Raw genomic sequence first — 18,801 nt, forward strand, 5'->3', positions numbered from 1 at the left:
AATACTACCAGGAAAAGAGCTCCGTACATTAGAGTTTTATCCCCCCCTTTTACCATATATTTCTCGCTGACAATTCTATTTCAATTGGTTTATTATTTGGTGGCAAACTATTTATGGAGGAGATGATCCTATTGACAGTTGATCTACGCGATCTCCTTAACAAACATACAGGATGTGATCGAGTAATTGACCAGTCCGCATTAGATCATGCCTCAACGGAAACGCTGCTTATCTTCATGAAGACGTTTCGTGATATCTACACAGAGATGGAAGCGAGATTATCGCAATTCGGGATCACCCAAGGCAGATTCATACTGCTCAAGATTATGTACCAAAGCGGCGAAGCCCATCTGACTCCCTCTGAATTGGCTGAGCGGGCAGGAGTTACCCGGGGAACCGTATCAGGGCTGATTGACGGCTTGGAGCGGGATGGACTGATTGAGCGCAAACGTCCGCTCGGCAATGACCGACGGATCGTAACAGTTCAACTGACACAGACAGGCTGGAAGCTGATGGATCAATTATTGCCCTATTACGTAAAGGGAATTGACCTCCTCATGTCCTCGCTCACCGAAGAAGATCATGCGGTATTGAGTAGCCTCATGGACAAGCTGCAAGCCGGTTTGGAAAAAGTGCGGCACCAGCTAGACGACTCCATTTGACGGAGGATTCGTTGGCTCCACTGACTGATGACCTATAAACAAAACGGTCACATCCACCTTTATGAAAAACGTCGAGACGTTTTTCACAGAAAAGAGAGAATAAGAGGAGAGACATCTATGAAAAAACAACCGAAAAAAAATCTTGTGACGGCTCTCATGCTTGCCGGAGTGGTGGCAACAACCGTAATCCCAACAACGTATGCGTCCGCAGCCAATGTGAACAGCGTAGCGGTCGTTCAAAAATCGGATATTCAAATCCGTATTAACCAAGCGTTAATCTCTGTCACCGACGCCAAGCCCTACATTGACCCAACCAGCAACCGGACGATGGTTCCATTGCGCGTGATCAGTGAACAATTAGGGGCAGAGGTCAAATGGGACGCGAATAAACGGACGGTATACATCGCCAAAGACAATACCCAAATTCACGTGCAAATTGACAGCAAACAGGCGGATGTCGATGGAAAAACCGTCAGCCTGGATGCTCCAGCGGTGATTAAAGCAAGCCGTACCTTTGTTCCGCTTCGCTTCATCAGTGAAGCAACAGGAGCGCAGGTAGACTGGAATCCGACTGAACGATTGGTGAGCATTCAGACGAAAGATGCGGTATCACAGCCATCCGGCGATACAAATACATCCGGTTCAACAACCGATACATCAAGCAATACATCAGGCAATGTCGGCAATACACTGTCGATTAATCAGGCGGTCGATTCAGCTCTTGCGAACAACAGCGATTTGAAGGCGATGAAGCTGGATGCCGATACGGCTGATTTGAATTCGCGATTAGTCTATTCCAATGTGAAGGACATCCCATCTGATTTTATTGATTCACTTAGCATGGCCCAACAAAAATACGTCAACGAAGCCAAGGCTGAGATGGCTAAGCGAGTCAATGGGTATGTGCTAGATGCAACCGAGCAGAAAATTGTGCTTGGCGCCAAAAAGGCCTACTACGATTTGTTGAATGCGCAAGCGGATCTGGATTCCAAGAAGCAAGCTTTGACTCGTTCCCAGACCCAATTGAAACAGGCGACGGCTGCTTACCAGGTGGGAACGAGAGCCAAAACAGACGTTCTGCAAGCGGAAGCGGGAGTAGCAGGTGCTAATGCGGCACTGGCCTCCGCGCAAAACAATCTATCGATCGCTCAGATGAAGCTGAACCAATTTATCGGTTCTCCGCTGGACAAGCAGTGGGTCTTGAAAGCCGATCAGATTGACCCTGCTAACCTAACCATCAGCAAAGATCAAGCAGTCGAGCTTGCGTTGAAGCAGCGCGCAGAGGTTCTGCAAAAGCAGGAAGAAATTAAGGTCGCCCAACTGAATGTGGATTTGATTGAAAAATATTCTTCTCTCAGCACTTATCAAGGGGAAATGGCAAAGAACGAAGTATCCAAGGCCAACCTTACATTGGAGCAAACAAAGCAGAACGTCACGATTGAAGTGACCCAAGACTACAACAATCTGCATACAGGCAAAGTAGCAATGGATGCCAACCAAAAGGCGGTGGATGCGTCGAAAGAGAACTACCGTCTCACCCAGTTGCGATATGAGAATGGCTTATCGACGACTCTAGAGGTTATTCAAGCACAAGAGGATTTGTCCAACAGGGAGAATGCTTACCAAAGTTCAGTCTACAACTACAATCTGGCGATTATCTCCTTTGAGAACGCGATGGGCAAAAGCTCTTCAGCTTCATAGCAGCAGGAACGCAAAAATCCCCCTATTTTGTAGGGGGATTTTTGGTCTGTACACTGACAGGTGATTTGATTACAGGGAAGAATTAGTATTACCGTAGGATTGCTGAAACACCCGTCGCGGCAGTTTCCAATGGTAGTGGAGACTGATCATTCGAAGCAGGATGATGACCACAAACAACGCGTACAGCTGAATATGGTTCTGATTGTCTACCCATCTCATTTTAATGATGAGACCGGCAAGCATCGCCCAGACCGCATAAATTTCATCTCGCAGCACGATTGGTTTGCGTCCGGCAAGAATATCGCGGATAATTCCTCCGCCGATCCCGGTCATCATCGCAGCAACCATCACAGCGCTGATTGGGTGCTGCATCTCGCTTGCGTACAACGCTCCTTGAATCGCAAAGGCAGACAAGCCAATCGCATCAAAAAAGGATTCCCAACGCTTCCAGCGCCTAATCCAGCTGTTTGGTAAAAGAAAGACAATCGTCATGGAGATTATTGCGATTTTCAACAGCATGCCTTGCTCCCAGATGGAAGAGACAGGAATACCAATCAATAAATTACGAATAACTCCACCGCCAAAAGCGGTAACAAGTCCTAAAACATAAACACCCAGTATGTCATACTCTTCTTCCATGGCGACAGTCGCTCCACTTACAGCGAAAGCAATTGTTCCAATAATGTTAAAAGTATCCCAACTCACTCGTGACTATCCTTTCTCTTCTACAGATGCGTTTTCTTTGATCTAGCGGCGCCAGAGGCTTAGCTAGGCCCAGGTTTTCTAATAATATTGGAATGTATAATTGCTTTATAGAGTTAAAGCAATTATACATTCCTTCCATTCACCGCAAGCCCGCCAAGAAAAGACTTCGTCCGCTCGAGCTCATTTTAAGCGAAACCAAGTGGAGTGAATGTAGGAAGGAAAAGAGTCGGCATTCTTTACATCAGACTGAGAAGCGAAGTGATTTTCTTGTCGACTCCCTTCCGTAGTGAACGGAGCGGACAGCATATGCTACACGCGAGCTTAAACAGAGCATAGAGGGACGAAGTCTTTTCTTACTGTATTACAAACTATCATTTTTTTCGTTGAAAAACTACTAGAAAATTTATTTTATAAATAGGAATCTTTTCACAAGAAACGTCAAGAATCTTGGGTGCTCCGAATGTATGATAGATATCGAAAGGCGGATAGACTGAATGGCTGATTATTATCAACAAATCCAGCGAGTGATTGACTATGTCGAAGAACAACTGATGGAAGAGTTGTCGTTGCGCGATTTAGCGAAGGTGGCGGGTTTTTCCGATTACCATTTTCATAAAGTGTTCGTCGCCATCATGGGGACGCCTGTGATGGATTACGTTCGAAAACGTCGTCTCGCAAATGCAGCTTATCAATTATCGCACAGCAACATCAGAATTCTCGATATAGCGTTCGATCATGGATTTCAATCTGTCGAAACGTTTATTCGCGCTTTCAAGAGGTTGTTCGACGTGACCCCTAGTGAATACAGAAAACGCCAATTTAATACGCCGGACTACCAGAAGCCCAACATTATGCATCGCCGCTATAATCGATATTTAGGAGGAATCAAGATGGAATATCGTATCGAAACCAAACCGGAAATGAGAATCATTGGGTACGAATTGAAGACGAATGTTAATGGGGGATTAAACCTCAAGGAGATTCCCGCTTTTTGGGATAAATACCTAGCAGAACAACTCTATAAGAAGATTCCGAATTGCCTTCACACCGAATCTCCGGTCGAGCTTGGTATGTGCTGGGACTTCAATTCCCAGACAGGTGAAATGAGCTACATCATTGGAATGGAAGCGACAAGTTTTGAGAATGTACCTTCAGAGATGGTTTGCCGCACAATTCCTGAAGCTACCTATGCGGTGTTTACGACACCCAAGGTTGCACATGCGGAGTTTTCACCATCCATTCAAAGTACGTGGAAGTCAATCTTCGAAGAGTGGTTCCCGCACTCTGGATACGAGCATGCAGGAACGCCTGAGTTTGAATGGTACGATGAGCGTTGCCACCAGGATAAACACGAGCTGCTCCAAATGGATATCTATATCCCGATTAATTCCAAATAAACTGGCGAAATTCCGGAAGCTCCTGCTTTTGTGGCAAACCCACAAACAGGGGCTTTTCACATACCTTGAGAACATACTCATAGACTATAGAGAGGGAGATGTCACCCTACATCGATTTCACTAAGGAGGATATAGCTTATGCTGCCGGCCATCCTGATTATTTGCGCGTGTATTTTGGCTGCTCTGGCAACCATATATGTTGGAATCGCACCGGTGGAGGATAACTACGGAAAGATCACCAAGCTGCGTTTGCTTCGATTGACTTGTCTATACGGTGTAGCTACGATTCTGTTTCTCGCGGTCTTTTTGGCTTTTCGCGCATGGTAGAAAAGCCCAATATTCGGGACGGAGCTGCTTTATTCACGTGTTCCAATGGAATCTCCAGAACGTGTTTCGTCAACTCTCATCTAAATCCTCACCTTAGCTTAACGCTTTAGTTCATCTACTTTTCTCTTAAAATCAGAAGGAGTTAGATTGTTCAATACGGGAAACCCAATGCCCTTGAGGGCGATCGATTTTCCATCCAATAGAGGGTAAACTCCTTGCCAGAGACCGACGAGAGAATACCATTCTGTCCCGGGAATTGGTCGAAGAAAGAGAATGTAATCTCCTTCAACTAACGGACCGGGATAAAGCTTGTTCAGCGGACTTGATGCATCAGGAAGTGGTTCTACTCCTTCTGAAACCAAGGTAAGCTGCTTGGGAGCATTTCCTTTCATAAATTGCTTGATGTGAATTTTTTGCGTGAATTTCACTACCTTCCGACCATCCACCTTCAACGTCGTGGGCACCTGCTTGTCTGCTGATTCAGACTGTGCCAATACGATTAGCTTAGAGCGGTGAGTTAACTCTTGGGCACTGGATACACTACTGGTATCGATCTGAATTTTGCTAATATCCGGTTGACTGTAGATGGGTATGGTGGAAATCATCAGGAACGATGCAGTCAGCAGAACAGAGACGGCTATTTTCTTCGCGTGTTTCTTCATCTGTCATCACCCCATGGTTATTTATAATATCGGAAAGTTGATGCTACAAGCGAGCTTAAACAGAATGCGTTTCAGCCCCCCGATGAGAGGGGGTAGAGGGACGAAGTCTTTTCTCTCTCGTCCTATACTCTTTGTTAAGAAGCCTGTTCTTATGTGTTCACAAGGGAAAGCTACATTTTTTTGGAAAAAGGTCAAAAACGCCCTTTACAAACCGACTGTCGGTCTGTAGAATGAAATCAGAAACGAGACGTACTAATCGAGGTGGCTACAGATGAATTCCAATATTCCTACTCATCCAACCATGCAGCTGGTGTTAGAGGCAACCAAGGAACTAATTAAAGAAAAAGGCTGCCAGCGAACAACCATGCAAGACATCATCACCAAAACAGGACTTTCCAAAGGGGCCATTTATCACTACGTCAAAAGCAAAGATGAACTGTATGCAATGGTTCTGCAATCGGGTTTGGAAAAGGTAAATGACAATTTTCAAAGACGGGTTGCTGTTGCGAAGAGTGGTGATCTTGTGAATCCGTTGGAAGCAATCGTCAATGGTTTATTTCTTCAGTTTGACTCTAAGAAGGATGTAACCAATGAAATTTTCGTCTACCTTCTGTCCCAAAAAGATAAGCCAGAAATTGCTTCGATTCTGCAACAGCTCATCCAGTTTTCTTTGCAAATGTCGACCAAGTGGATTGAAGCGGGACAAAAGGGCGGTGCAATTCCGGTCAATTTGGACGCCATGAAAACATCGGTTTTTATCATGCTGAATGTGTATGGTTTACGCGTGATGAAAAGCATCCCAGGCACAGAGAATCTCGTAAGTGAAGGCGATATGTTTACCCTCATGAAGATATTCTTAACCAATGAAGGAGGAAGTTCAGTTGAGAAACATGTTTTGGATTCTGATTGATTTTATCCCGTTATTTATCGCGTTGGGTGTTAATCCGCCAATTCTGGGCTTTAGCTTGGGGCTTGTTGTCGCCATTTTGATGGGCGTATTTCAAAGCAAGAGGTTTGGCGAAATCAACACAATCATTAAGGTGAAGGTGCTTTATTTTGTGATCTCGATTGCCGTTCTCTACTTCTTGCCGCAAATCGATCTCGTGAAGCTTACACAGGTTTTTATCTATGCCATTTTGTTTATCACTACGTCGATTTCTTTGTTGCAAAAGAAGCCATTTACCCTGCAATACGCCAAAAAGTCAGTAGCACCGGATTATTGGGAGCATCCGCTGTTTGTATCTACCAACTATTGGTTAACCGTTGGGTGGGCCGCAACATTCGGTATTTCACTGGTGTTCTCCATCCTGTTCATTCTTCAGATTGTCACTGGCTCAACAGGAGCGTTTCTAACAAACATCTGGAATGCGCTTGGATTATTCATTACTTTTATCGTGCCGCCACTAATGCGGAAGAAATTTCGCGCGACGCAACAGGAATTATGAAAAAGGGGGAGCAAATTTCTTGAATGAATTTTTTTAATCAAAACAAACCGACAGTCGGTCTGTAATTATTGATGGGAGGGAATTATAAATGAGTAAAAATCAATATGATGTGATTGTCATTGGATCAGGAATGGGTGGATTAACGGCGGCGGTGGAGCTTGCCAGTCAAGGAGCCAGGGTACTTGTTTTGGAGCAGCACTACCTTCTAGGAGGGGCTTGCACGACCTACACGCGCAAAGGAGGATACCTGTTTGACGCTGGTGTGGAGTCGATCAGTGGTTTGGGTGAAAGAGGACCGGTTCATCACTTCTTGCGCAAGCACAACCTGTGGGATCGGTTGGTTTGGTTGAGAAACCAGTATGAGTTTCAGTATCAAGGTAAAGTATTTGTGATTCCGACAAGCTGGGAAGCGTGGAGAGATCAGCTAATTGAGCGTTACCCGCATGAAGGGAAGGGACTTAAAGGGTTTTTTATGACCTGCAAAAAGGCTTACGAGCAAATGTATTACTCGTTCGCGCCAGATCGTGTGACGCCGTATGAGCCGCAGAGCCTTGCGGAGAAGCTTGCCTATCCGATCAAGCATCCTCAATTCTTCCGGTGGATGAAACGGACATGGGGTGAGCTCTTGCAGAATTTCGTCCAGGACCCGGGGTTGCATGCGCAGTTGTCGATGTTGACTGGGTATGTGGGAGACGCAGGGAAGGATACACCGGCTGCTTCCATGTTAGCGTTGATGGGGTACTTCATCGATGGAGGTTTTCGACCGCAAGGAGGATCGGGTGAGCTGGCGAAACAGCTGGTTCAAAAGCTGCGGGAATACGGAGGAGAGGCCAAGATTCATGTCGATGTAAAATCGATTCTCATCGAAAACAACCGCATAATCGGGGTGGAAAGCAACCGGGGAAGATTCGAGGCCCCCATTGTGATCTCTAATGTGGACCCGCGAGTGACTTATGAGCAATTGATTGATCCGAACCATCTCCCGCCACAAATTCTTGCCAACGCGCAGGCACTTCAACCTTCTATGTCACTGTATATCTGGTCTGCCGCGTTGACTCGACCATTCGTAAGCGATAGACTTACCTTCGTTCATCTCGATACTCCTGTAGAATTGCCGTTAAATAATTTGCGCGTGACGTCCTATACGTATCAATCCGCTTCCGCAGTAGACTCTACGCTAGTGCCGGAGGGAGCGGGGAGTGTCGCCATCAACCTTAGAGCCAAACCTCTCGCTACCCACTATCGGGCGATGTCCGAAGATCAGTACCAGGCATGCAAAAAAGAACTCGATGACTTCTGTCGCACCCTCATCGCGCAGATTGACCCGGATACGGCCAGCAGTATTCTGTTTTCTGAGGTATCCACACCCAAAACAGTCCAACATTTTATGCGGACATACGAGGGTTCAATTTATAGCAGCAAAATAAATAAGAGCATCCAGTTTCCCAACATCACTACGCCGATTAATGGACTCTTCTTGACAGGAGCGGGAGTAGGCTACGGTCCCGGTATTGAAGCGGTTGTGATTACGGGTGCGGCGACAGCGGAGCAGGTGCTGAGCTACAGAGGAAGTGAGCTCTTCGCGCGCCAGAATTGATGACAGAGTACTCCGCCTTGTCTAAAGGGCGGTTTTCTTTTTTCTCTTTTGTTAAATTACGGATCCATGTAAAGTGAACTTGACAAAGAAATTTGTGTAAAGTAAGCTTTACGTAAAGTGTACTTTACACAAGGGAGAATAAGATGAAGCATCGAATTCGTGAAAAACGGTTAGAGCAAGGCTGGTCACAGGATACATTGTCGGAGAAAGTGGGGGTTTCGAGGCAGACCATTATCTCTTTAGAAAATGGAAAGTATAATGCTTCATTGATTCTCGCACACAAACTAGCCCAGGTTTTTGCTTGTTCAATTGAAGATTTATTTATTTTTGAAGGAGATGAAAATATATGATCGATACAATTGGTGCTATGTCAGGGTTAATCGGTGGTGCGTTCATGGGTTTATTAGGTTTGTATATTGGTAATAGACAAGCTAAGAAAAACCGTGGATTGGATGAACGCTTTCATTTAATCCGAACCAAAGCTAGAGCGAATTCTTGGATCGTTACTCTGATTACTACATATATTCTGTTTTTGCTTCTAATTCTTAAATTTGACATTTCAATTGCTGCTGTTCTTGGAATGTTGTTATTAACCCAAATGGGAAGTTGGGCATTCTTCGTTTTTTATTATGAATACAAACATTAGAAAAAGCCGGATTCCACTAAGAAAATCCGGCTTTCTTCGCAATATGGTTCAAAAGCTAAGGGAATACGGAAATACGGAGCGGATTTTGTGTGCTAAGCTGTTAACGAGAATCCGTTTTGGGGAAAGCTACCGTTTTAAAGAAGATAACACATGTCATCAACAACATAACCGTATTGACGAATAGAGCAAGAAGGTTGTACAAATCGGTTACGTTCATAAAAACAACGCTAAGTGAAACCGCCGCGGCAACAAGTGGAGTGAATTTGTTTAATTGAGTCACTTTTCCGTTTCTTTGAAGGCGGTGTAAAAAGAAGAAAACGGCTAACAGGATGGGCGTCGTAAATAAGATTCCCGCATATCCAACAGCATCTTCAATAAACCAAGGTAAAAAGCTCATACGTGACGTAAAAATCAATAAATTTAGCAATAATGTGCAGAATAGTAATCCGTTTAAAATGATCAAATTTGTTTTTTTCTCCATTTGATGATCCCCTCAAGTTTGATTTTTCATAGAGTCTTATTTTGTTAGTTCATGAAAACGATCCATTGCCTCTTCTTTTTCAAATGAGCTATACCATCTGTAATCCTCACTGTCCAAAATACGATAATGCTGGCTGATTATATTTTGCTGCAGTCGAAAAGCCCCTTTATTCGCAATCTCTTTCCAAAAAAGTTTTCCCCCGAGCGTTTTATCTTTTGGACTATCAATTCCATCGTGAGCCAGTGTTTCGATCACTTCAAAAGGTTCATCGCCTAAAATCGTTTTTAAAATGTCACTATCCTTAAACAAGGCACATAATGCGACTGCATTCGTCCACCCTATTGACGCTCGTCCCTTTTCAATTTGAACGAGTGTTTTTTTTGACACCCCGAGAACAGTAGCCATTTTTTCTTGGGAATACCCCTTTTCTAATCGAATCAGTCTCGCTTTCTGTGAAATCAGGTCAATCACTTGTTCTTTATTCATAAAACACCACTTTCTAAAGAGTACAAAATACATCGTTTAGTGTAATTTTACACTTTTCGAGTATTTTTTCAAGTGCTTTATTAACAAAGTAATTATTTCATGGATGATCGATTTCTTCCCATTCTTTTGTGAAAATATCTAATTTTATGGTTATTGTTTTGCCATCTTTCTTTACATCCCCATAAATATAGCCATCGCCATACCCACCGGATATCCAATCATCATGAGCTGGAATCAAACCGTTCTGATCTAATACTTGTTTCGAAAGTTTTATGATCTCATTCTTGAAAATTCCACCATTGGATTCCCCAGAAAATTAGGGGCATCCTTGACTACCAGATTCGTCTGAGGCATACCAGAGATTCGTTCATAAACGGTTCCGGTCTTGGCGTTCACCTCAAGGGTAATTCCCTCTAAGTTCGGATCACTCGGAACCGAACGAAAAGAATACGTATCATCTTGTTTTGAGAATTTCCACCCGTCAATATCCATTTTTTCGGCCATAAGATGCTTCACGTCTTGTTCTTCTAGAGGCATTTTAATAGAAGTGGTAGTATTGCAACCTGTTAACATCATGATCATAAAGCAAACGATAAATATATTTTTCACGAATTACACCTCTTTTGGTGAAAATTACAGGTATTCACTTAATTGTATTAATATAACATATGTTCATTTCAATCTGAAAGCCGAATTCTATTAAGAGAATCCGGCTTTCTACATAATATTGTAAATCCCAATCACTTTACAGAGGTAGAGTGATCGGGATTTACTTCCATTCGCGTAAGCCCAGCCGAGAAAAGACTTCGTCCGCTCGACGCTCATTTTAAGCGAAACCTAGCGCAGGGAATGTAGGAAGGAAAAGAGTCGGCATTCTTTACATCAGACTGAGAAGCGAAGTGATTTTCTTGTCGACTCCCTTCCGTAGTGAACGGAGCGGACAGTAAATACTACACGCGAGCTTAAACAGAGCAAAGAGGGACGAAGTCTTTTCTTCCCTCACCTATAACAATACTCCGCCGTAATCCGAGCCACCACCTGTAGCTGACCGGGCTCGATAGGGGTAGGTGTGCTTTTGGCCAATTGGCTTGCGGAATACAGCAGCGGTGTAGGAGTGGGGGTCGTGATCTCCGTAACATTTTGGGGGACGAAGCATAAAGTTACGCCCAACGTCTGAGTCAACGTAACCGCCTTTCGATAACTGTCGTGAAGGGCAAGGGAGAGAGCCTGGTTGTAGGCGATTTCTGGGTGGGAGAGTGTGAATTGGATGTTCCCCACGAAGTTGGCTCCCTGGCTCACGGCTGTATCGACAACGAGTCCGATTAACTCAATTTGTTGCAACGTAATTTGCAGGAGATGCGTGACTTTGTACGAACGAAAAACCTGCTTCCCTTCCACGTAATCATATTGTGGCTCTATTCTGAACTCGGCTGTTTTGATTTGTTCCCGTGGAACGCCTAATTGGACGAGGACATTGGTGATATTGGTAATTTTCTCGTTATTTTCTGATTGGGCAAGCGTGAGATTGGGATTCTCCGTAATGACGCCAAGGGTAATGATCGCTTTGTCAGGTTGTGCCGTGACGATTCCTTCACCTGTTACTTTCATCATGAAAAGCCACCTCCTTGATGTGAACAATCTGAACCTATAGACCAGTATGTAAGAGCGGTTCCATGTGTTTAACAGAATTGGTTGAATTGCTTATTTCATCGCGCCGAACGAACTCATACAATAATTTATCTTCTTCAAATGAATATGCAAGTTATCGGAATGATTGAATAAAAACTTCAGGAAAAAACATGATTGAGGTGCACAGATGAAACTGGTGCTGCTGTCAGGAGGATCTGGCAAACGGTTGTGGCCATTGTCCAATGATGCAAGATCCAAGCAATTTTTGAAGGTGTTACCCAATTCCTACAACCAATTGGAATCCATGATTCAAAGACTCTGGGGGCAAATCCGTGCAGGTGGATTCCGAGAGGCGGTATACATCTCGACGAATCAAACACAAGTGGAGGTCATTCAAAGTCAAATCGGTTCGGACATTCCGATCATCATTGAGCCGGAGCGGAGGGATACTTTTCCCGCGATTGCCTTGGCTACAGCCTATTTGCACACCGTAGCAGGGATTGAGCTGAATGAAGTCATTGCGGTCATGCCTGTTGACCCGTATGTGGAGGATGACTTTCTCGCCAACATACAACAATTGGAACAAGCCCTTCAACAATCAGGCGCTCAAATCGGACTGCTCGGGGTAATGCCCACGTATCCCTCAACACAATACGGATATATCATTTCACATCCAGACGACCAGGAGAGAATCGAATCATCTTACTATCAACAAGTCAAAACATTCGCCGAGAAACCTACAGAAGAACGAGCGATAGAGTTGATTGGACAGAAGGCGTTGTGGAATTGCGGTGTTTTTGCGTTCAAATTGGGATACATGATCGATCAATTAAAGAAAAGAGGATGGCCTACTGACTACTACGAGCTGGTGAAAAACTACGGGCAGTTGCCCAAAATCAGCTTCGATTATGAAATCGTGGAGCAGGAAGAGCACGTCATTGTGATCCCGTATGCTGGTGAGTGGAAAGACCTTGGCACTTGGAATACGTTGACGTCAAATTTGAGCGACAATGTAATGGGGAAGGGAATGCTCAGCAAGAGCTGCAAGAACACGCATGTGCTGAATGAATTGGAACTTCCCGTTGTGGTTGTCGGTCTCTCTAATGTGGTCGTGGCGGCAAGTGCCGATGGAATCCTGGTGGCTGATAAATCTTCCAGTCAAGAAGTGAAGGAACTTCTTAAAAACACGAGCGAGCCCCCTATGTTTGTGGAACGACGGTGGGGATGGTACCGCATTCTCGAACGGAAGCGATCAACAGATGGAATAGAAGGGATCACGAGGCGAGTGTGCTTGCTTGCGGGTAAAAACCTAAGCTATCATTACCATCATCATCGAAAGGAGATCTGGGTGGTTCTGGCTGGCGAAGGGGAGTACATTCTGAATGATGTGCGATCACCTATTCGAGTGGGGGATGCGTTGGAAATACCAGCGGGAGCCAAGCACGGAATTCTAGCGATTACAGACCTCGAAATGATCGAGATTCAGCTGGGAAGCAAGCTGGAAGAAGAGACGGATACGATCCCAATCGCGCTCACTTGGGAAGATGCCTTGAGAACCATCAATCGCCGCAATGATCAATAGCCTCCTAAGAAGAATGGCTTCTTGGGAGGCGTTTTTGCGTGGAATAATAATCGTTTAACAGATTATTGATGAATGAGTCGGATGACAGCATCCTGCAAGCGGGACAATCGTTCTTGGCTATCTTCAGAGGAGTTTCCTTTTACACCGAAATAGATTTTCAGTTTCGGTTCCGTTCCAGAGGGTCGGATACAGAACCACGATTCATCCTCCAGCCAGTATTTCAACAGATTAGACTCTGGCAATGAGAGTGGAGTTACCTCTTGAGTTAGAAGGTTCGTTCGCTCCTTGGTCAAGTAATCTTCCAGGAGAACGGCCTTTTTACCCATCAGTTGATTCAAAGGATTTTCTCTTAAAGCGCTGAGAATATCGGTAATTTTCTTGGTTCCTTCTGCGCCTTTTAGCGTAATGGAATAAAGTGCTTCCTGATAATATCCATATCGTTCATATAGTGATTGTAAAGCCTCCCACACGCTTTTTCCTTGAGAATGGCAGTAAGAGCAGACATCCGCCATGACCAATGCGGCCTGAATGGCGTCTTTATCGCGAACGAAGTCGTAGAGCAAATAGCCGTTGCTCTCTTCATATCCGAATAGAAATACACGGGAGCCTGTCTGTTCGAATTCCGTCGCTTTTTCCCCGATATACTTGAAGCCGGTTAAGGTATCGATGGTTTGGATGCCGAAGCTTGCGGCAATTTCGCGTCCCATCTCGGAGGTGACGATGGTTTTGAGGACGATGCTTTCTTTTGGAAGCTGATCTTGGCTTTGTTTCATGGACAGCCAGTAGGATAGAAGCAGGACGCCAATCTGATTGCCGTTCAACACGAGATATTCTCCGTTTTCTTGCCTAGCGGCGACTCCCAGACGGTCACCATCAGGGTCTGTTGTAAGAATCAGGTCCGCTTTATGAGCTTTCCCGTATTGGATCGCTAACTGAAAGGCCGCGGGATCTTCGGGGTTGGGCGAGGTGACGGTCGAGAAGTTGGGGTCAGGATTGGATTGTTCAGGCACAACGAAGACATGCTGATACCCAAACCGTTGCAAACCATTACGAATGGGTTCAAGCGTGGTGCCATGCAGAGGGGAAAAGACAATGGTTATTTGATCGACAACCGGTTGGATACGCATGCTGTGAAGTTGTTCAAGATAAGCCTCCATAACCTCGCTGCCTATGAGTTGTAAACATCCTTGTTGCTTTAGCGTCTGGAGGTCCGTGAAACCGACTTTTAATTCATCATCTACTTCATTTACTTTAGTCATCAACTGTTTGGCTGGCTGTGGCGTGATTTGTCCTCCGTCTGGGCCGTATACCTTGAACCCGTTGTACTCTGGCGGATTATGGCTGGCCGTAATGACAATTCCCCCAAAAGCTTGGAAATAGCGGACGGCAAAGGAGAGCAGGGGAGTCGGGCAGAGCTGTTCAAACAGATATACACGAATCCCGTGATGCCCAATTACTTGAGCCGCTTCTCTGGCAAATTCAGCGGAATGATGTCTGGAATCATAGGCGATCACAACGCCTGCTTCTATAGCCCAATCGCCTGACGCTTTCACATAACGGGACAAGCCTTCTGAAGCTTTGCGAATGGTGTAGAGATTGACTCGATTCGTACCGGGCCCCATTTCTCCCCGCATCCCGCCTGTTCCAAATTCCAGATTGCCCAAGAAACAATCAGCCAAGGTCTTAGGGTCGTCTTGCAGCTTAAGTAGTTGGGTTCGAAGATTCGGGTCCAAATTTTCGTACTGCTCCCACCGCTGATAACTGCTTCTCCAATTGATCGTTGACATGAGTAACCACCCCTAACGAGAGTGAGCGTTTTACTACCCTGCGTTTCACTACTTGAAGAATCGCTCGTTTCATGGCGAGGCCGGATCGATTCCACGAGTGCTTAAGCATATCTCGCCTGCCTTGCTTTCCTTTTTTCTTGCAAAGAGCTGGATTCTTGTAAGCTTTTTTCATCAATTGGCTTAGGGCTGGGCTGGTGACCTCTGCCCAAAGTTGTCCGCGTTGTACGAATAATCCCCGGAATGTACGCGCAATGACGTGTTTGTTGTTCATGCTTTTGGCCGGGGGTAGAAGTTTGTAGGGGATGAGAAAGGAATTGCTCTTCGTTAAAAAGTCCATATGACCGCCCCAACCTGTCGCAATCACGGGGATACCACTTGCCAACGCTTCGAGAAAAGGCAATCCCACGCCTTCACCTCTTGTAGGAAGAACAAACACATTCCCGCGTGTATAAAGCTGTGGGATCTGTTTGAATGACAGGTACCGGGGAAGCAGGGTAATCGGTGGGAGGCTCTTGCGGTAACCCAGTTTGAGGCGATAACGTCGGATTTGATTGTGAATCCATTGCTGCGTTTCGTGCTTTCTGTAACCGAATGTCTTGATCGCAAGAAGGACCTTGTCTTTGGAAGTAAAGGCGTTCCAGTAAGCGCGAAGCAAAGTTTCCGGATTTTTACGGTGCTGAAAGCCAAAGACGGAAACAAAGACGAACCTTCCTTTCGCATCTTTGATGAACAGTTTACGATTGGCGGGATGGAAAGTGCGAGTATTCACTCCATGGGGGACGATGAAGATGGGGACCTTGACTCCACTATTGATCAAGGCTCTCTTATTCTGCTTGGAAGGGACACAAACCGCATCAAATCGATTAATGGCTGGAAACCAGTTACGGGGGATTCTTGTGGTTTCCCATACGGTATTGAGAATGAGGTAATCGTATTTCTTGCGTTCTTTTTTGATATTGATCCGGTTGGGTGGAAAATGGTAAATGAGCACACTTGTTCCTTTTCCCCCAGTTCGCCTCTTGTTGCCAGAAGCGATTTTGCCTGTTTTTTGGGCCAGTTTTACGCGAACACCCTGTCTTGCCAAGGCGCGCACATACTCTTTGCTGGCGATACCCAGCCCACTTACTTTGCCAACGGGACCTCTCCAATAGACCTGTACATTCATCCGTGTTTCACGCCCTTTTCCGTACGTACCAGCGTCGTTTGTGGAAGGAGAGGGATCTGTATCGCTTGGCCAGCTTCAAGATTTGTGAACGAGTCAGAGAGGCGGGACTAGTCGACAAGCTTTTGTTAAAAGCGCTTCTCTGGACCGATTTTCCAGGATAGTGGGAATGAACAAAGTTTCCGTAGGTTTCAAATTCAGAGAAGCCTACATAGCTGTGCCTGTTGGCGCTCTTGATAATCGCCCAGTACCATTTTGTATTGTGCCTGGTCTCAAGTTTTCGCTTTAAACGGGAAAGCTTTGACTTATCAAACAGCATGTAATGGGTCACGAAAGAACGAGAGGCGGTTGGCCTTACTCCTATCAGTCTTCGATACGTGCGAAAATATTGTTGGATCTTCCAGTTTCGGCAGTAAAAAATGGTTTTCCCATTCAGATGAAACACGTGCGGTCGTATCAAAATCGTATCCGCGTCAATGACCAGAAAGAAGTTATTCTTGGTCAACTTCCCTCCTGCCAGCTTCAATAACTGTTGGAGTAACCAGCCTGACCGATCGGTTCGTTTGGTTCGGTAGTGAATGTCTTTTTTCGTGATCGGCAGTACTCGTCTTTCGTTGATGAAGGTGCAATTTTTCCGCTGACAAAGGGCTTGGATTCGTTTGCTTCGCGGTGATACAACCATAATTTTGCCAATTGGATGCTTCACTTGTTTTCTTACACTGTCAATGACAAAAGGAAGCGTCCCCAAGTCTTTCTCAATGGCGGGGATCAGAACATCGATCCTGGTTTTACTGGACAAATGCGTTTTCGCAGGGCTCGACATGGCATCAACTCCTTTGAGGAAACCAACTGCAAGACATACACTCCTTCCACACATCTGCTGACTGGACGGCGAAAGGGGCCGACTTTCCAGATAGGATATGAAATTCAACGTAGGTGCGCATATGACAGGTATGGAATTCTTAAAAAAATGGGTGTATTTTCACGAGCGATTGTATGATAATAACAGGGAAAAATTAACTGACAAAACGGTCGTAACCGTTGATGGGAGGAAATCTCGTGAGTCAACTAAAACCCGAAGTAGAACGCCATCGCAAGCCTGCGCATGACATTAATCCTGTGTATCTCAATCGCTGGTCTCCTCGCTCGTTTCTGGAAAAGGAGGTGCCCGAAGAGGTGCTGCTCAGCCTGTTTGAAGCGGCGCGCTGGGCCCCTTCAGGCGGAAATATTCAGCCATGGCGGTTTATTCTTGCCCGTACGCAAAAGGATCGGGAGAAATTTTATCCGTTCATCGACGAAGGGAACCGTATCTGGTGTGAGAAAGCGCCTGTGCTGGCCATCATCCTTTCCACACCGGAATCACCGTATGGACATAATCGCACGCACAGCTTTGACGCCGGAGCTGCCTGGGGTTATCTGGCTTTGGAGGCTGTTCGTCACGGGCTGATTACACATGCGATGGGAGGATTTGATCCTGATCGGGCTCGTGAGGTACTTCATGTGCCGCAAGAGTTTGAATTGCTTGCTGTCGTCGCAATCGGTTATCAAGGGGAGAAGGATGCGTTGACGGAGAAGCTGCAAGAGCGAGAGCAGCCGAATGATCGTCGCGCGCTGAGCGAATCGCTATTTGAAGGTGGTTTCGATCAACCGTTGGGTTAAGCCCAAGCTTCGTGGCGTTAACGCTTGAATGGGCAGGGGAGAGAGGAAATAAACATGAACTACGGGAAGTTCGATCGCTTTTTTCGTTCGATATTTCTTTCGCAAGGGAAGCATTTTATTCGTGAGGGACTTCGTTTAAGTCTCTACAATCTGGTCTATATTCTAGTGAGTATCACAGTTGTCGTAGGCACATTCCTGACGCTGGGCAGAATGGCTTCGATCTTCCAGCAGGTATCATTCCTTGTTTCATTGGTGGTCAGCCTGCTGTTTCTTGTGATAATGGTAGAAATGATAGTCTCTGGCGCAGGTTACTTTGTGCTATGGATACGTTTTATCAAGAGTGATCATCAGAAGAGCTATTCCCCATACAAAAGGTTAAGAGCCCTCGGCATCAGCTGCCTTGGAGTACTCCCGAACGTAGGAATCCTTTTATTAATGCCAATCGTCTTGCCCATCTTGTTTCCTGCCGATAATGATAGTTGCGGAGGGTTTGTTGGAGTAATGTTCGCCTATTTGATTTTCTTTTTGTCAGCAGTCATTATGCCGCTTGTTGGAGTCATTGCAACTTTCCTTCGAACACCGCCTCAGTTATCTTCCTAATTCAATCGAACCGATGCGGCAGTCATTAGGTGAAAGCCTAGCCAATTCTGTTTGTCAAAAAAAATAAGCCCGAAATGGGCTTATTTTTCTTCTTTCTTGATGTTTGCGTGTGAACCATCGCAATTTCCGTTAGGGTTTTTCGTATTTCCGCAACCACATGTAGCCATTATGTACGCCCCCTCTCATTGATGATATAGTATAATCTATCACCTTTTCTTACTTTTGTAAATATGCTAAATAAAATTTAGTTAATAAAATTTTACGATACCGCAT

The 18,801-nt window shown here is 45.3% G+C and carries 21 protein-coding genes; 12 read left to right on the plus strand and 9 right to left on the minus strand.

What is annotated here, in order from left to right; translation table 11 throughout:
• The first annotated feature begins 131 nt into the window (after window positions 1-131).
• The gene (locus ACQCN2_RS13145) at window positions 132-662 is read left to right on the plus strand and encodes a MarR family winged helix-turn-helix transcriptional regulator (RefSeq protein ID WP_426929368.1); all 531 of its coding nucleotides are present in this window, start codon (window positions 132-134) and stop codon (window positions 660-662) included.
• Window positions 663-779: 117 nt separating this feature from the next.
• Complete coding sequence (locus ACQCN2_RS13150) at window positions 780-2,363, plus strand: stalk domain-containing protein (RefSeq protein ID WP_426929369.1); 1,584 nt, start codon at window positions 780-782, stop codon at window positions 2,361-2,363.
• A gap of 69 nt (window positions 2,364-2,432) precedes the next feature.
• Here the strand turns inward: ACQCN2_RS13150 and ACQCN2_RS13155 are convergent, their stop codons facing one another.
• Window positions 2,433-3,068 carry a trimeric intracellular cation channel family protein gene (locus tag ACQCN2_RS13155; protein WP_426929370.1) on the minus strand — a complete coding sequence of 212 codons (636 nt, stop codon included), beginning with the start codon at window positions 3,066-3,068 and terminating at the stop codon, window positions 2,433-2,435.
• A gap of 494 nt (window positions 3,069-3,562) precedes the next feature.
• Between ACQCN2_RS13155 and ACQCN2_RS13160 the strand changes: the two genes are divergently transcribed.
• Both ACQCN2_RS13160 and ACQCN2_RS13165 read left to right on the plus strand, forming a co-directional pair.
• Complete coding sequence (locus tag ACQCN2_RS13160) at window positions 3,563-4,465, plus strand: AraC family transcriptional regulator (RefSeq protein ID WP_426929371.1); 903 nt, start codon at window positions 3,563-3,565, stop codon at window positions 4,463-4,465.
• A 138-nt stretch (window positions 4,466-4,603) separates the two neighbouring features.
• Window positions 4,604-4,792: a hypothetical protein gene (locus ACQCN2_RS13165; protein ID WP_426929372.1), complete on the plus strand. Its 189-nt coding sequence runs from the start codon at window positions 4,604-4,606 to the stop codon at window positions 4,790-4,792.
• 98 nt (window positions 4,793-4,890) lie between these two features.
• On the opposite strand, the gene ACQCN2_RS13170 is transcribed toward ACQCN2_RS13165, so the two are convergent.
• The gene (locus tag ACQCN2_RS13170) at window positions 4,891-5,454 is read right to left on the minus strand and encodes a hypothetical protein (protein ID WP_426929373.1); all 564 of its coding nucleotides are present in this window, start codon (window positions 5,452-5,454) and stop codon (window positions 4,891-4,893) included.
• A gap of 271 nt (window positions 5,455-5,725) precedes the next feature.
• On the opposite strand from ACQCN2_RS13170, the gene ACQCN2_RS13175 reads away from it, so the two are divergent.
• The 5 genes from ACQCN2_RS13175 (at window position 5,726) to ACQCN2_RS13195 (ending at window position 9,142) form a co-directional block, all read left to right on the plus strand.
• Window positions 5,726-6,364 (plus strand): TetR/AcrR family transcriptional regulator, encoded by a 639-nt coding sequence (locus tag ACQCN2_RS13175; protein ID WP_426929374.1) that lies wholly within the window; start codon window positions 5,726-5,728, stop codon window positions 6,362-6,364.
• Window positions 6,345-6,899: an amine oxidase gene (locus tag ACQCN2_RS13180; protein ID WP_426929414.1), complete on the plus strand. Its 555-nt coding sequence runs from the start codon at window positions 6,345-6,347 to the stop codon at window positions 6,897-6,899. Before ACQCN2_RS13175 ends, ACQCN2_RS13180 begins: the two co-directional genes overlap by 20 nt.
• An 88-nt stretch (window positions 6,900-6,987) precedes the next feature.
• Window positions 6,988-8,496, plus strand: a complete 1,509-nt coding sequence (locus tag ACQCN2_RS13185; RefSeq protein WP_426929375.1) for a phytoene desaturase family protein — start codon at window positions 6,988-6,990, stop codon at window positions 8,494-8,496.
• Window positions 8,497-8,639: 143 nt separating this feature from the next.
• Window positions 8,640-8,846: a helix-turn-helix transcriptional regulator gene (locus tag ACQCN2_RS13190; protein ID WP_426929376.1), complete on the plus strand. Its 207-nt coding sequence runs from the start codon at window positions 8,640-8,642 to the stop codon at window positions 8,844-8,846.
• A complete protein-coding gene (locus tag ACQCN2_RS13195; RefSeq protein WP_426929377.1) occupies window positions 8,843-9,142 on the plus strand; it encodes a DUF2178 domain-containing protein in 300 nt (99 codons plus the stop codon). The genes ACQCN2_RS13190 and ACQCN2_RS13195 overlap by 4 nt, the downstream gene beginning before the upstream one ends.
• A gap of 100 nt (window positions 9,143-9,242) precedes the next feature.
• Here the strand turns inward: ACQCN2_RS13195 and ACQCN2_RS13200 are convergent, their stop codons facing one another.
• The 4 genes from ACQCN2_RS13200 to ACQCN2_RS13215 all read right to left on the minus strand — a co-directional run bounded on the left by ACQCN2_RS13200 (window position 9,243) and on the right by ACQCN2_RS13215 (window position 11,720).
• The gene (locus tag ACQCN2_RS13200; protein ID WP_426929378.1) at window positions 9,243-9,623 is read right to left on the minus strand and encodes a hypothetical protein; all 381 of its coding nucleotides are present in this window, start codon (window positions 9,621-9,623) and stop codon (window positions 9,243-9,245) included.
• A 36-nt stretch (window positions 9,624-9,659) separates the two neighbouring features.
• A complete protein-coding gene (locus tag ACQCN2_RS13205) occupies window positions 9,660-10,109 on the minus strand; it encodes a helix-turn-helix transcriptional regulator (RefSeq protein ID WP_426929379.1) in 450 nt (149 codons plus the stop codon).
• A gap of 270 nt (window positions 10,110-10,379) precedes the next feature.
• Window positions 10,380-10,718, minus strand: coding sequence for a putative periplasmic lipoprotein (locus ACQCN2_RS13210; protein ID WP_426929380.1), 339 nt, complete (start codon window positions 10,716-10,718; stop codon window positions 10,380-10,382).
• 390 nt (window positions 10,719-11,108) lie between these two features.
• The gene (locus tag ACQCN2_RS13215) at window positions 11,109-11,720 is read right to left on the minus strand and encodes an SIMPL domain-containing protein (protein WP_426929381.1); all 612 of its coding nucleotides are present in this window, start codon (window positions 11,718-11,720) and stop codon (window positions 11,109-11,111) included.
• A gap of 205 nt (window positions 11,721-11,925) precedes the next feature.
• Between ACQCN2_RS13215 and ACQCN2_RS13220 the strand changes: the two genes are divergently transcribed.
• Window positions 11,926-13,320 carry a sugar phosphate nucleotidyltransferase gene (locus ACQCN2_RS13220; RefSeq protein WP_426929382.1) on the plus strand — a complete coding sequence of 465 codons (1,395 nt, stop codon included), beginning with the start codon at window positions 11,926-11,928 and terminating at the stop codon, window positions 13,318-13,320.
• Between the two features lie 62 nt (window positions 13,321-13,382).
• Here ACQCN2_RS13220 and ACQCN2_RS13225 read toward each other — a convergent pair whose 3' ends face one another.
• The 3 genes from ACQCN2_RS13225 to ACQCN2_RS13235 are packed head-to-tail and all read right to left on the minus strand — an operon-like array spanning window position 13,383 to window position 17,092.
• Complete coding sequence (locus ACQCN2_RS13225) at window positions 13,383-15,098, minus strand: phospho-sugar mutase (RefSeq protein WP_426929415.1); 1,716 nt, start codon at window positions 15,096-15,098, stop codon at window positions 13,383-13,385.
• A complete protein-coding gene (locus ACQCN2_RS13230) occupies window positions 15,022-16,272 on the minus strand; it encodes a glycosyltransferase family 4 protein (protein ID WP_426929383.1) in 1,251 nt (416 codons plus the stop codon). Before ACQCN2_RS13230 ends, ACQCN2_RS13225 begins: the two co-directional genes overlap by 77 nt.
• 7 nt (window positions 16,273-16,279) lie before the next feature.
• On the minus strand, window positions 16,280-17,092 hold the full coding sequence (locus ACQCN2_RS13235; RefSeq protein WP_426929384.1) for a DUF6492 family protein: 813 nt from the start codon (window positions 17,090-17,092) through the stop codon (window positions 16,280-16,282).
• Window positions 17,093-17,328: 236 nt separating this feature from the next.
• Here ACQCN2_RS13235 and ACQCN2_RS13240 point away from each other — a divergent pair, with 236 nt between their 5' ends.
• Both ACQCN2_RS13240 and ACQCN2_RS13245 read left to right on the plus strand, forming a co-directional pair.
• Window positions 17,329-17,928 carry a nitroreductase family protein gene (locus ACQCN2_RS13240; protein WP_426929385.1) on the plus strand — a complete coding sequence of 200 codons (600 nt, stop codon included), beginning with the start codon at window positions 17,329-17,331 and terminating at the stop codon, window positions 17,926-17,928.
• 54 nt (window positions 17,929-17,982) lie between these two features.
• On the plus strand, window positions 17,983-18,528 hold the full coding sequence (locus tag ACQCN2_RS13245) for a hypothetical protein (protein WP_426929386.1): 546 nt from the start codon (window positions 17,983-17,985) through the stop codon (window positions 18,526-18,528).
• Window positions 18,529-18,801: the final 273 nt, after the last annotated feature.

This window comes from Brevibacillus ginsengisoli (assembly GCF_050113715.1).
GTDB classification, from domain to species: domain Bacteria; phylum Bacillota; class Bacilli; order Brevibacillales; family Brevibacillaceae; genus Brevibacillus_H; species Brevibacillus_H ginsengisoli.